This is a genomic window from Symmachiella dynata (genome assembly GCF_007747995.1).
GTDB classification, from domain to species: domain Bacteria; phylum Planctomycetota; class Planctomycetia; order Planctomycetales; family Planctomycetaceae; genus Symmachiella; species Symmachiella dynata.
In genome coordinates this window covers 7424916-7438425 of sequence record NZ_CP036276.1, presented here as the reverse complement: position 1 = coordinate 7438425, position 13510 = coordinate 7424916, and the positions used below count along the sequence as shown (strand labels likewise).

Here is a 13510-nt window from a genome sequence, read left to right as displayed (position 1 = left end):
ACTATGCGGCCAATTATGCGTTGTAACGCAACCAGTCGTCACAGCCGCGACGACCGATGATTTTGACCGGATCGGATCGCACCAACGACACTTATGGCGCGGCGGATTTTGGTCCGCTTGCCAGATGCCGCTCGAACCAATTCTTTGCCTTGGCGGCCACTTCGCCCTCGGCATCAAACCAGATGGAGATGTGTCCCAAGCGAGGCATGAGCACCAATTCGGCATGATCCCGTCCCGCTTCGTATAGCCGCATCGAGTGATACGGCGGAACCAACCAATCGTCCTGCCCATGCATGATCAGCACCGGGGCATCGGTCTTGCGAATCGCTTCCAGAGCGTCGGACATGTCAGGGTCGAAACCTCCTTGGTCGCCGGCTGCATCGACCGCTTCTTCAAAGGTATCGTCCGAGACCCAGTCCTCGATGCCCGGCAGGATGGTCCGCGAATAGTCGGGGACTTCGTCGCGCATTTTGCTAAACGGCGCAACGGCCACCACGGCAGAAATCCGCGGATCGCCGCCGGCCACATGGATCGAAGTTGTTGCTCCATAAGAAATACCATACACACCCAATCGGCCAGCCACCAATTCACGCTCTTGCAACGCATCGATCACTTGCGAGATGTCGCGCGATTCACGGGGTCCATAGGTCAACCATTTCCCGGTCGACGCTCCGTGCCCTCGCAAATCGACCAGCACCGCGCGGTAACCTTCATCAGCGAACATCTGCGCCGTGCCCAGCATCCAAATGCTGCGATTCCAAATGCCGTGCAGCACAAGAATTGTCCCCCGCGGCTCGGCAAAGTTCTCGGGCTCGATCACCGAAACAGCAAGCTTGGCATCCGGCGGCCCGACCTCGACGCGAAACTGTTGATCGACTCCCAGGAGTTTCCGTTCGGGAGGCGAAAGCATGTTTTTCGAGCCAAACGGATTGAACCGATTCGGCGCGCTGACCATGATCTCAGAAAGCAATGACGCGCATCCGGTGACCGGGAACAACAGCATCGCTGCGAGGAGCCCCAACAATCCACGCCGCAATAGCGTTTCAAGACGAGCGCACGGCATAACAGCACCTCGAGGTTGCGAGATGAATGGACGGACAGTCAGGGGAACGAGAGAGAAGCGAGCGCGTCTTTAACAGCGAATGACTCACCGGTCAAGATGGATCCTGTAGTTGGTCGTCACCGCATCTCGTCCAGGCCCAGCGTCTTCGTTGCGGGGACATCCTCAAACATCGAACGGACGAGTTTCAGTACGCCGCGAACCATTTCATCCTCGACCTCCGGCGCCCAGCCGACGGGTGAGGCGTATTGGGTGCGGATGACTTTCGCTTGATACGCATCGAGCCGCACCAATTCGCGGGTGGGGATGTACAGATTATGTTCCCCCATATAGGCGAAGACCATCATCGGCAAACCGACGCGGCGCAGTTGGTCTTTGATCCGCATACCGATCGGCGCGCAGACCTCCCCCTGCATCGCCACAAACGCCATTGGTCCGATGCGGGCAACGATGACTTCTTCGTACTTGCAGGGAAAATCACGCGGTGTTTCGTATTCGCGAACCAAAAACGCATCGTCGGTGCAAACTCGGTCGGTGGTCCGTTTGGGGAAGGGGATGTTTTCGTCGTAATGTTTCATCAACGCACGGATCCAATTTGTCCCGCGATCAGGATGGGGGTAGGGCACGTAGCCGATATTCATGGGCACCCCCTCGGCCAGTTTTCGTGCTTCGTCTAAGGGGATGGGGTCGGCCAACGGCAGCGAGATGACTTCCAGTTTGGCCTGGATTTTGCCAGTCACGTCGCGCATCTTACCCCGCGCGATCTTGAGCACCGCTGCCGCCAACTCTCCTCCCAATGCGCGGACCTGTTCTTTCGTCCCGAACATGATCACGCCCCGATCAGGAAACTGATTTCCGCCACAGGCATCGGCATACATCGCCAGCGCGCCGGGGAACGCTTGCTCCACATCGTCGACGGCATAGCCGGGATGCCCCACATCGATCCGTGTCTGCGACGACTGCAGCGGATGCGTCGGGTGGTTGAACAACAGCGCGACCGGTTTGTCGTCGACGGTGACCTTGAGAAGTTGAATCTCGTAGTCCGTCGGCGCGTGGCCGACACTCTGCACAAAGTGTCCCGGTCCGGAACCGACGGAGACTTGCGCCGGACCTTGCTCCCCGGCAATCGCAGTTTCGATCAATCCGTAGATTTTATCCGCCAACGTGCGGCCGTATTCAAAATTCTCCGGCACGATTTGAATCGGTGCTGCATGATTGTGGGTCGCCAACAAAATCAAATGCGCCGCATCAATCCCCAATTCATCGCGACAGCGCTTGCGCAAGATGGGTGTCGCCACGTCCAAGCAATTCAGATCATACGTCACAATCACCAACCGCTGCCGCCCATCGTTCAACACCAAGACCCGCGCATAGATGTCATGATCCTTCCCACTCGGCTTGCCCCCCATCACCAAGGTTAACGGTTCATCGGGTGTAATCACTGCCTTGGCGGTGCCGGCGGTGAATGGCAGTGGTGCGGAATCGTCTGCTGCTTGTACGGGCATAGCGTGGGTGAAAAACGGAATGGCCAAGAACAGGCATGTTACGGCAAGTGTTGAGAGTCTTCTCATGCTGTGTCGTCCTTTCTCGGTTGCGATCGAATCGGCATCTATCGTACTGCCAACTGATTCGTGGCGGTAGCACAGAGTTCCGCGCCGCCCAATCGGCGAACCCAATCACAAAAATGGTGTCTCACTCGGCGATGTCTTTTCCGATGCCGGCGCTGAAGCGGCCCGCATCTCTTTCGCGACTCAGAACAGAATAGAACCAAGGCCATGACACGCTCACACAGTACGTGAAGAGCCGGCAACGGTTGAAAACGGTTGCCGACGATTGCTGCGCGGATGGTCTGCGCGGCCACGTTGCCTCTCCATGTTTCAACTCAGGCCCACGTTATGTGTATTCATCATGGCCGTCGGAGTTCGAAGGTTTGGCTGGATCGCCTGATCCGCAAATCGGCCGACTGCAGCCCTCGTCATGCGCGAAGCTATTGGCAGATCATTGACGCTGTGCGCCGTTCGAGCGATCTTTTGCGTCCCGCTTCTGTATGGGGCTCCTCGTCTGGTGAGCAAGCCGCGCGCGTTGTCACTGCCTGCGCGCGGATCGCATTGCATAGCGACGATTGGCATGCCGATCAATGGGAGCGGTCGCCTGAACAGTGGCGTCCGCCCTGCGGAAGTGCGCACGAACAGTTGTCGTCGTTGGTGCACCACCTGTTTGATCGATATCCGGTCCCGTCGTTTCTGACCAACGTGTGGTGGGCCGATGGCGAGGAGAGCTGGCCCCGGGAACTGTACCTGCATCTCGCACGCGGCGCCGGCATTCGTAGTTTTCAATTGCCGTTTGAGTTTCCGTTGACTAAACCGGTCGCGCGGTGGTTTGCGGAAGCTCCAGACGGCCTGTCGCCATTCGCGGCATTACGTTGGTCGCAAGTCCGCGCGCTGGGAGGTGATGACCGATTGGCCTGCTTGATTGCCAAGGATACGTTACTTCGCGCACCAACGGTTGATGATGCTTACTGGGAGTCCGTATTGCGGTTTTTGGTGCGCAATATGCCCATTTGTCGAGACGAAATCCAAAGCATCATCAGGTTCATTTTTGAGCAGCGGTTTCGACCGGCCGAATTGATCTGGGGGCACGGAGGGGGCCCGGCGCCGTTGCAACCCGACTTTTCTTTGCGCGGACGCTCCTTGATGTCATTACGGAGACACATGGCAAACTGGCGTGATGAAGTCCAACTCCAGTTGCTGTTACCTGGTGCAAAAAAGTTCTGGGAGCCGACAAATATTGGCGACTTTCATTGCATTCAAAATGATGCCATCTGGACTATTCGCGAGTTGCTTACGGACCGCGACTTGTATATCGATGGGGAAAATATGCGGCATTGTGTGGCAACATACATCAAGGCGTGCTCCCGTCGAAAAACATCGATTTGGTCGATGAGAGTCCGTCGCGGGGACGTTCGGCGTCGCGTCCTAACCATTGAAGTTAGACCACGTTCCAAACTTGTGTGGCAGGCCCAGGGGAAGCGAAATACCGATCCGACGCCCGACGCAATGCAGATTCTCCGCCAGTGGGCGGCACAAGAGCAGTTGGATCTTTCCGAACTTGTTTAATACTGGACTGAGTGAAGTTTGCGATCTACCGCAACAACTGTTCAGCACGGGTTTCCTGCGGGGGGCGGATCTCTTTGAGCAGCATGTCGATGATGTCGTCGACGGTGATCCCTTCGGTGTCGGCGTGGAAATTCGTCAGCAGGCGATGCCGTAGGACGGGATGGGCGATGGCGCGGATGTCTTCGGTGGTGACGTGAAAGCGGCCTGCTAACAACGCGCGGGCCTTGCCTCCCAAAATCAAATATTGCCCCGCGCGGGGACCGGCGCCCCATGAGGCGTATTCCTTGATGAACGCTGGGGCTTCGGTTTCATCAGGCCGCGTGGCCCGAACCAAATTGCGAGCATAGACAAACACGTGCTCCGCCACCGGCACCTGACGGACCAGCGACTGCAGTTCCAAAATCTGTTCGCCGCTGAGGGCTTGGGACAGTTTTGGTGTCTCGGCGCCGGTGGTTTGTTTGAGGATCAACAATTCCTCGTCGGCCGAGGGATAGTTGACGACGATGTTGAACATAAAACGATCGAGCTGCGCTTCGGGCAGCGGATAGGTCCCTTCTTGCTCGATCGGGTTTTGCGTGGCCAACACAAAAAATGGATGCGGAAGGGGATAGGTGTGCGAACCGGCTGTCACGTGCCGTTCCTGCATCGCTTCCAACAACGCGGCTTGCGTTTTGGGTGGTGTCCGGTTGATCTCGTCGGCCAACAGCATGTTGGCGAAAATCGGACCTTCTAAAAACTGGAACGAATTGTGACCGGTTTGCGGGTCTTCTTGTAGAATATCGGTGCCGGTGATGTCCGAGGGCATTAAGTCGGGCGTGAACTGAATGCGGTGGTAGGTCAGCTCGAGAATTTCGGCAATCGTGCTGACCAGCAACGTCTTCGCCAATCCCGGCACGCCGACCAGCAGACAATGCCCTTGGCAGAACATGGCGATCAAGATTTCTTCGACCGTCTGTTCCTGGCCGATGATCACCTTGCCAATCTCGGTCCGCATCCGTCCATAGGCGCCGGCCAATTGCTCAAGGGCTTGTTCTTCCCCCCCGCGCAAGTCCGTGGGAGTCGACGAATTGGTGGTGGCAGCATCGGTCATGGTGATTCGGTACTTGCGGCATTAAGAAACGTCGCTGGCACGTTGCACCAGCCTGCTCTCATCGTAGCCGAACTGGGTGACCGATTGCAAAGACGGAGCATTGCCGTCGAATCGTTTGCTGTGATGGCTCAAGCCGTTTCAGCGAGAACCCCCGTAAACGCTGGGCCTAATACCCGCTTTCAACGGGGAAAGTCCCGTAAACGGGACTGAAGGCGATCGGTTGGTGGGAGCCTGTCGGTGATTTGGCAAGGACGTTCTGGTCACCCATCGCCGGTTCAGAATATGCATCTGCTCTCCGGCAATTCTCAACCGACCCGTGCCATTCGTGCGGCAACTGGGTATTATTCCTCGCGAGGAGGAAAAACCAACATGGCAAATTTACGAGCGGCACAAATGGGGCAGCAGGTCCAGTATTTGGTCTTCGACGTCGAAGCTATCGCTGATGGCGATTTGATTGCGAAGGTGCGGTATCCGGGTAAAGACTACACCCCGGCCGAAGCGGTGCGGGCGTATCGGGATGAATTGATCGAACAGCGGGGCGACGGCAAAGATTTTATTCCGCCGACTTTCATGCTGCCGATCTCGGTGGCCGTCGGAAAAATCAGCGGCGATTTTGAATTGATCGATTTGGTTGTGCTGGACGCTCCCGCCTATCGTCCGCACGTGATCACCAAATTGTTCTGGGACGGTTGGTCGCATTACGGACGTCCCACATTTGTCACCTTCAATGGTCGCGGCTATGACATGCCGGTGATGGAATTGGCCGCCTATCGCTACGGGATCAGTCTGCCAACCTGGTACAACATCCATGACCGTTCCTTCGAACAGTCACGAAATCGCTACAATCTCGAGTCCCACTTCGATTTGATGGACTTTTTCACGAATTTCGGTGCGGGGCGGATGACCGGCGGACTGAATTTGTTGGCCAACTTGATTGGCAAACCGGGAAAAACCGGCATCGACGGATCGCAAGTTCAGGACATGTACGAAGCGGGTCGTGCCGACGAAATCAATGATTACTGCCGCTGCGACGTGTTGGACACCTATTTCGTGTTTTTGCGCAGCCAAGTGATGACCGGGGCACTCAAATTGGACCGAGAACAGGAGATCGTGGCGGCGACAAAGCAATGGCTGGGCGAACGATCGGCCGACAGCCCCGCTTATGCGCACTATTTGGAGCATTGGGGCGACTGGAAACCGGCTGAAGAGCCGGGATAGCGGCACTTCCTGCACTTATGTCCAGCGACCTCAAGTGACTTGTCGGACATCCTCGAGGTGACCAGTCGGTGAGAAAGGCCGGCCGGGCAAAACTTTGGTTGCCCGGCGCTTACATTTTGCGGGAATTCGTGGTTATAATTGAGTGGTCCCATCCAACTTTCCTCATCTTCACTCAGTCAGGAGCATCATGCCCAAATCGCTACGCGCGCATTTTCTGATGGCTGTGAAGGGACTGCGGGACCCGCATTTTTTCAAATCGGTCGTGTTGATGGTCGAGGATGGCGAAAACGGGTCGATGGGGCTGATTTTAAATCAACCGTCAAAAACCTCCGTGCAGGAGGCGTTAACGGACCATTTCGACCTGCCGGGCATTAAGGACTTAGTCTACACCGGCGGGCCGGTCGAGCCATCGGCGCTGTTTATTTTGCACAATGCGGGAGACGTGGAATTCAATGAGCAACCGTTGCTCCCCGGATTGTATGTGGGCAGTACGGCCAATGCTTTTCAGGATGTGGTGCAGCGGATCGCCGATGGCGACAAGGACATCAAGTTTCGGATTTTTCGCGGGTGCGCGGGGTGGGCGCCCTATCAACTACAGGGGGAATTGGCGCGCGGCGATTGGTTGACCGTACCAGCCACAGCCGAGCATGTGTTGCAAGACGATCCGTATGAACTCTGGGAAAAATTGGTTGAGATTGCCGGTCGTCAATCGGGTGTAGTCCCCGCCAGCAACGGAAACCCCGAATTGAATTAGCGGGATCGCCGCCTGTCGGTCATGTGGCCGATGGCTGTTCCCTCAACGAAGCCCCCGAGGATTCGTGCTCACGTAACCGAACACAACTTAATATTTTTTTCAATACTACCGGCATGAGTGCCGGGACCTCTTACGTGTGGTGGGATGGGCGGCGACTCAGTGATTTGTGCACTGGCTTGAACTCCGCCGAACCCCGCTGCCGTATTCAGACAACTGCTATCAACTGACGAAAGTGGCCCATGGAACCCATTGTGATTCGTGATCCAAACTCCGGCGCAGAAGCCAAGATTCTGGCTGAGTTCGGTTTCAATTGTTATTCCTTCCAGGCTCCGGTCGACGGCGAACTGATTGAAGTGCTCGACGCGGAACCCGATTTTTCTGCCGGCGGCGGGCGGGCCAGTGGGAACGGGATTCCCATTCTGTTCCCGTTTCCCAATCGAATCCGTGAAGGCCGCTATCGTTGGAACGATCAGGATTTTCAACTCACCGAACTCGATGGCGATGGGAATGCGATCCATGGTTTCGTATTGGACCGTCCGTGGCGAGTCACATCGTCGGGCACGAATTTCGTCGTCGGCGAATTCCAACTGAGCGTCGATGCGCCGGACCGCCTACCACATTGGCCGACCGATTTCATTTTGGAACTCCGCTACGAAGTTGCCGGATCGACGTTGGGTTGCCAAATCACGATTACCAACCCCAGTCAGGATCCGCTGCCCTGGGGATTCGGCACGCACGCCTATTTTCGCATGCCACTGGCCGGTGACAGCGGAGCGACCGATTGCCTCGTCCAGGCACCCGCGGCCGAGTCGTGGGAATTGATCAACTGTCTGCCCACGGGGAAAAAAGTCCCCGTCGATGAGCATGTCGACCTGCGCGAAGGACGTCGCTTGGGAGATCGCCCCTTGGACGACGTACTGACCGGTGTTGAGCCGCAAAACGGTCACATTGAAACGTTGGCTATGGACGAAAAAGCGGGATTACAGATCTCACAAAAAACCGATTCGATTTTTCGCGAACTGGTCGTCTATACACCCCCCACCGGCCGCAGTGTTTGTCTCGAACCGTATACCTGTGTCACCGACGCGGTCAATCTCGAAGAAGCGGGACATGACACCGGTTGGTTGGTCTTGCCGCCCGGTGAAAAGATTCAGACGTGGATCAATATCGAATTGGGACGCGTGTACGCCTAAGTAGCGCAACCCGTGGGGGATTTCGGGGTAGTCATTCCTCACAAGAACGGTCACGATAGTGAATGTCTCCAGGGGGGTGCGACAAACACAGTCGCATCTCCCACCCAAAAGCTGCTCATACGATTTCCACTAGGACCTGTTACAAGGACCCTGGGTCATGAAGAGGATCGACGGCCGCCTGCTCGCCGGACTATTGCTTTGCTCGCTGTGCGTGATCTGTGTTTCCACCGTGGCGATGGCACAAGAGAGCCAGCCGACGGCCGATGCGCCGCTGCTCAACGAACTTCGCCAGCGGTTGCTCAAGCTCGAACAGGAATTGGACACGCTGAAAAAAAATCAGCGTCCCAGGATTCCAGAAGATAAAAGCCAACAGCGCGTCGTGATGATGTTGGAGTCCTGCTATTTGGGGCGGTACTACAACCGCAGTGCCAATAGTCGACACGCGCGGTTTTTTGTCGCCAAGCTGAATCTCGTCAATCTCACGCCCGAGGCGATCGAGATCCAACGCGAACAAATCGAACTGGTGGCGGACGGCACCTCGATCAAGCTGGAGGAAATTCCCAAACAGCTGTTCAATCAATCGGTACAGATCGACAATCAGTACCAGCAGTTGCGCAACATGCAACCGTCGAAACAGTTGAAACTCTCCCCCGGGGGGATGCAAAGCACATGGGTGGTCTTCGATAAATTGGACGACGGCACGCATGTCCCCGACATGACACTCAAAGTGCAAATCAACGATAAGGCGGTCGAATTCGACGTCAACGCTTCGCAGAAAGAGGCGTTGGGAATGGAAATCGAGCGGATCGGTCCGCGGGGGTCGTTGGGATTGGCCACGATCAACGGCAAGCTGAATACGATCAACATCGGCAGCATGATGGATGACCTGGATCAGCTGGCGACACAACAGGTGGTGCGGGTCGTCTTGCGGTGGTCCGAAGGGGCGGCGCAGCCCGATCAGCAGTTGATGTCTTGGATTATTCAAAACGCGAGTTCGTTGGGCGTCAACGGCGCAACCAGCGAACAATTCCCGCCCATTCCCGCCACCATGCGCGAATTCCATCTCAGCGACCTGCCTCAGAGTAATAACTCGCACAGTTCGCGGTATCGGTCAGGCCGTGGGACTACGCGTCGCGTGCATAAAACAGCCGACGAAGCGGTGCAGGCGGCGCTGGCATCGGCTTATCAATCCTTGCCGCGTGATGAGATTTTGACAAACATTGAACAAGGCCATCTGCTCTCGCGAGTCGCCGCACTGGCCAGCGGCGGCGGTCGGTTGGGCGAAGATAAACTGCCGATCATCCTGGAGTATGCCGACTCGTCAGTCCCGCAATTGCAACGCGCAGCACTGACGGCGCTGGGGCATTTCGGGGATCCGGCAGCTGTGGAGAAATTGGTGTTCTATGTGAAAAAGAACAACGAACCGTTGGCCAGCACCGCGATCGAGTCCTTGGCTGGATCTCGCTATTCCGCCGCGCATGACGCACTGCTGGCGATTCTGAAAAACGAGCCTCCCGCATCGCAAAAGAACATCGTGAGGATCTTGGCAGCACATCCGCGGCCGATTTGGTCCGAAGCGATCTATGAATTCGTTAAGGACCCCCGCGAGGGTTTGAACCAAGAGGCGCTGCAAGCGCTAACACAGGTGGGACACCCCAAGTTGCTGGAGGTCCTCAAGGACGCGCTCTCCGCCGGCGACATGGCGCTGCGGAGTAAAGCCTACACCATTCTGGCCGCGCGGACTGATCATGATAGCGAACAGATTGCAATCGAATACGCCCTGCAACTCCTGGAAGAAGAGTCAATCGATCCCAGTACCTTGAACGTCACGCTCAATTTATTAAATCGCGTGAAAGACAAACGGGCCGCTCCATTGCTGCTTAAGCATTTCTCTAAGCAGTCCAACAAACAAGCCATGATTCGTACGTTGACGATGATTGGCGATAAGGATGTTGCCACGTTTTTTGTTGAACACTTCGAGGGAATGAAATCGCACGAAAAGGGCGAGGTCCTCAAAGCGTTGCTGACGTTACATGCACCGGAATTTCGTAAACTTGCCACCGCGTCGTTGATCAATGAAAACCAATCCGTGGCGCAAGCCGCGGCACAGGTCTTGCAGCAGGATGGGAGTCCTGAATCGGTCGATGTATTGACGGACGCCTTGAAAAAAACGAGCAACAGCAGCACGTTGAGCGCGGTTTGCAATGTCCTGGCACAACTGGCCACACCGCAGGCACGTACGGCGCTGGAAGAGGCGCGCGATGAGGGCGATCCGCAAAAACGCCGTTACGCTCGCAACGCTTTGCAACAGATTTATGAACGCTCCTCCGCCTATCAATTCCTCAGACAGGGACACGAATTGGAAAAGGCGAATAAACTCGACGAAGCGCTGGCTCAATTCGTCGAAGCCATTAAAGCCGATCCCAAAATGCCCGACGGTTACATTTTTCGCGGCAACTTAAATATCCGCCGAGAAAAATTCGCCGAGGCGCGGCCTGATTTTGATAAAGCCTTGGAGTTGGACCGCTGGAATTCTCAAGCGCTGACCGGCGCCTGTGTAGTGATGGTGATGGACGGCGACGATACGGCAGCAGCGGTCAAACGGCTCGAAGAAAACCGCGCCCGTTACGAGGACGAAGCCATCTTCTCCTACAACGCCGCCTGCGTTTACTCGCGGGCTGCCGAACATCTCAAGGCGCAGGAATCGACCGACGAGCGCAAGGCGAAAATCAAAGAATACACCGGCAAAGCCATCGCCGACTTGAAGAAGTCCGTCAAACAAGGATTCGGAGACCTCGGCTGGATGCGCGAAGATCCCGACTTAAAAACACTCCACGAAGTCCCCGAGTTCCGCAAAGTCGCCGGCATGGGATCGGCAGAGCCAAAGACCGACAAGGACCCAACTGAAGAGTAATCGTTTCAACGCACCCTCGAACCGCCTTCCACGGAAAAATTGAACCACGAAAAAGACGAAAGACACGAAAAGCAACCGGCTGCATCACCAAATTAAAGAACGAGGGTGCCACTGGCGGCTTGCCCGCCAGTGCCGTATCAGGTTGGGTTTTCCCTGTCCAGGAAGGTCGGTCCTCGTACGCACTGGCGGACGTGCCGCCAGTAGCACCCCGATCCGGAATGACGAAATACTGAATGTCGCACTGGCTGCTCTTGATTTCGTGTTTTTCGCTTCTTTCGTGGTTTAACTTTTTTAGGTCAACTCAGATCCAGCAACTGTCGCATAGGTTTTAAACGTTAGTAGTACAACGCATGGTTTTTCTCAATCGCATTTACACCCGCAGCGGCGACGGAGGCGAAACGGGACTGGGGGATGGACGCCGAGTCCCCAAAACCGATGCGCGGATTGCCGCCTATGGCGGCGTCGATGAACTCAACACGCTGCTGGGAGTGACCGCTGCCAACGTCGAACTCCCCGCAGCAATCACGCCGCGGATCGCGACCATTCAAAACGACCTGTTCGATCTCGGTGCCGATTTGTGTGTGCCCGAAACCGATACGCCTCCCGAACATCCCCCGCTGCGTGTGACGTCTGAACAGGTGGCGCGGTTGGAAACCTGGATCGACGAATCCAACGAATCGCTAGAGCCACTGACCAGTTTTGTTCTCCCCGGCGGATCCCCAGCGGCGGCGCATTTGCATAATGCCCGCGCTGTTTGTCGCCGCGTCGAAATCGGTGTCTGTCATTTGGCCGCAGCCGAGACGATCAACGAGCATTCGCTCGCCTACCTCAATCGGCTCTCCGACTTGCTGTTTGTTTGGGCCCGGTACTGCAATGACGCCGGCAACAATGACGTCCTGTGGGTCCCCGGCGGCGAACGGTAGTCCATCCTTTTCGTGAATAACATTCCTGGAGCAAATCGTGCATCGACTGCGCTATCTTCTTTGTTTGACATCCGTTTTGATTTCAGTAAAAGCCAATGCGGACGATAACCCGCAGCTGTGGATCCTCTCAGGCCAGTCGAATGCCTGTGGACGCGCGAAACTTCCCGGACCGGCCCCGGATGAGCGGGTGACCATGTTTGACCCCAAGACTGGCGAATTTGTCGTCGCCCAAGATCCGTTGCCCGGTATGGGAACGACTGGAACGGGACCGTGGGTCGCCACCGCACAGGCGGTCGCGCCGCTTGCGGGGGACATTACGATGTTGGGATACGCCAATGGCGGCAAACCGATTTCGTTTTGGCATCCCGGCAAGCCAGGGTATGTCGGCTTGATGCCCTGCATCAAACGCGCCGGCCAAGGGGCGGGCGTGTTTCTGTGGTACCAGGGCGAAAACAATTCCGCTCCCGGAACCTCGGGGGCCCAGTATGTGAAGGAATTGCAGGAACACTTTGCCCGCGTAAGAAAAGCGGCGGACAATCCGGAAATGCTGGTCGTCGTCGTGCAACTTGGTCCCGCGACGAAACCGGGAAACAGCGGATTTATGACGCTCCGTGAAGCGCAGCGGCAATACGTGGCCGACGACCCGCGGGCGATACTCGTTCCCGCGCTGGGCCGTACGCTCAAAGATACGGTGCATTTGGACAATGCCGGTTATCGCGAACTGGGCGGCGAGATCGGCCGCGCGCTGTTGCGTCACCGCTTTGGAAAAACCGACATCGCCTGGCCCGGTCCCGTCTTGGATGCTGCGGTTATCGCCGAGGATCGCAAATCGATTGTGGCGCACTTCGCCGAGGTGGAAGAACTGGCCGGTTGCGACGCAGCGGACTTTGCGTTGATCGACGAAGAGGGGACGGTGCGTTGCACGATGGCGACGCCGGGTAAGACGACCGTCACGCTCATCCCCGAGCGCGTCGTGCGATTGCCGGCGCGGCTGATCTACGCTTTTGGCCAGAATCCCAAAGCGAGTTTGGTTGATGAAGCAGGCAACCGCGCCCCAGCCGTGCAGATCCCGGTAACAACCGGCGAGGCCCCGGAAGACGTGCCCACAGCTGCGGCAAACGGGGCCGGGAAATGAACGGTAGCTGTGTTCTCCTACGCGATCACGAAACCGTTTTGGCAACTCCAAAGAGGCAATTGCTAAACAAGTAGACACCAAAGTCATGGCATAGACGTGGTGGTGGA

General features: G+C 56.6%; 10 protein-coding genes. 7 read left to right on the top strand and 3 right to left on the bottom strand.

The annotated features are described in order from the left end of the window. Window positions 1–91 precede the first annotated feature (91 nt). A complete protein-coding gene (locus Mal52_RS28270; protein WP_145380251.1) occupies window positions 92–1063 on the bottom strand; it encodes an alpha/beta hydrolase in 972 nt (323 codons plus the stop codon). 116 nt (window positions 1064–1179) lie between these two features. Next, window positions 1180–2631 (bottom strand): hypothetical protein, encoded by a 1452-nt coding sequence (locus Mal52_RS28265; RefSeq protein ID WP_145380250.1) that lies wholly within the window; start codon window positions 2629–2631, stop codon window positions 1180–1182. A 324-nt stretch (window positions 2632–2955) separates the two neighbouring features. Between Mal52_RS28265 and Mal52_RS28260 the strand changes: the two genes are divergently transcribed. Further along, on the top strand, window positions 2956–4176 hold the full coding sequence (locus Mal52_RS28260; protein ID WP_197534530.1) for a PcfJ domain-containing protein: 1221 nt from the start codon (window positions 2956–2958) through the stop codon (window positions 4174–4176). A gap of 25 nt (window positions 4177–4201) precedes the next feature. Here the strand turns inward: Mal52_RS28260 and Mal52_RS28255 are convergent, their stop codons facing one another. Further along, a complete protein-coding gene (locus Mal52_RS28255; protein WP_145380248.1) occupies window positions 4202–5266 on the bottom strand; it encodes an AAA family ATPase in 1065 nt (354 codons plus the stop codon). Window positions 5267–5635: 369 nt separating this feature from the next. On the opposite strand from Mal52_RS28255, the gene Mal52_RS28250 reads away from it, so the two are divergent. The 6 genes from Mal52_RS28250 (at window position 5636) to Mal52_RS28225 (ending at window position 13403) form a co-directional block, all read left to right on the top strand. Then, complete coding sequence (locus tag Mal52_RS28250) at window positions 5636–6484, top strand: 3'-5' exonuclease (RefSeq protein WP_231962472.1); 849 nt, start codon at window positions 5636–5638, stop codon at window positions 6482–6484. Between the two features lie 187 nt (window positions 6485–6671). Next, window positions 6672–7238 carry a YqgE/AlgH family protein gene (locus Mal52_RS28245; RefSeq protein ID WP_145380247.1) on the top strand — a complete coding sequence of 189 codons (567 nt, stop codon included), beginning with the start codon at window positions 6672–6674 and terminating at the stop codon, window positions 7236–7238. A 239-nt stretch (window positions 7239–7477) separates the two neighbouring features. Next, a complete protein-coding gene (locus Mal52_RS28240) occupies window positions 7478–8431 on the top strand; it encodes an aldose 1-epimerase (protein ID WP_145380246.1) in 954 nt (317 codons plus the stop codon). Window positions 8432–8588: 157 nt separating this feature from the next. Continuing rightward, complete coding sequence (locus tag Mal52_RS28235; protein ID WP_145380245.1) at window positions 8589–11345, top strand: HEAT repeat domain-containing protein; 2757 nt, start codon at window positions 8589–8591, stop codon at window positions 11343–11345. Between the two features lie 350 nt (window positions 11346–11695). Continuing rightward, window positions 11696–12268, top strand: a complete 573-nt coding sequence (locus Mal52_RS28230; RefSeq protein ID WP_145380244.1) for a cob(I)yrinic acid a,c-diamide adenosyltransferase — start codon at window positions 11696–11698, stop codon at window positions 12266–12268. 37 nt (window positions 12269–12305) lie between these two features. Continuing rightward, the gene (locus Mal52_RS28225; RefSeq protein ID WP_197534529.1) at window positions 12306–13403 is read left to right on the top strand and encodes a sialate O-acetylesterase; all 1098 of its coding nucleotides are present in this window, start codon (window positions 12306–12308) and stop codon (window positions 13401–13403) included. Window positions 13404–13510 lie beyond the last annotated feature (107 nt).

Coding starts and splice junctions, on each gene's coding strand:
- Mal52_RS28270 (WP_145380251.1), bottom strand. CDS start 1,063: ATGCCGTGCGCTCGTCTTGAAACGCTATTGCGGCGTGGATTGTTGGGG.
- Mal52_RS28265 (WP_145380250.1), bottom strand. CDS start 2,631: ATGAGAAGACTCTCAACACTTGCCGTAACATGCCTGTTCTTGGCCATT.
- Mal52_RS28260 (WP_197534530.1), top strand. CDS start 2,956: ATGTGTATTCATCATGGCCGTCGGAGTTCGAAGGTTTGGCTGGATCGC.
- Mal52_RS28255 (WP_145380248.1), bottom strand. CDS start 5,266: ATGACCGATGCTGCCACCACCAATTCGTCGACTCCCACGGACTTGCGC.
- Mal52_RS28250 (WP_231962472.1), top strand. CDS start 5,636: ATGGCAAATTTACGAGCGGCACAAATGGGGCAGCAGGTCCAGTATTTG.
- Mal52_RS28245 (WP_145380247.1), top strand. CDS start 6,672: ATGCCCAAATCGCTACGCGCGCATTTTCTGATGGCTGTGAAGGGACTG.
- Mal52_RS28240 (WP_145380246.1), top strand. CDS start 7,478: ATGGAACCCATTGTGATTCGTGATCCAAACTCCGGCGCAGAAGCCAAG.
- Mal52_RS28235 (WP_145380245.1), top strand. CDS start 8,589: ATGAAGAGGATCGACGGCCGCCTGCTCGCCGGACTATTGCTTTGCTCG.
- Mal52_RS28230 (WP_145380244.1), top strand. CDS start 11,696: ATGGTTTTTCTCAATCGCATTTACACCCGCAGCGGCGACGGAGGCGAA.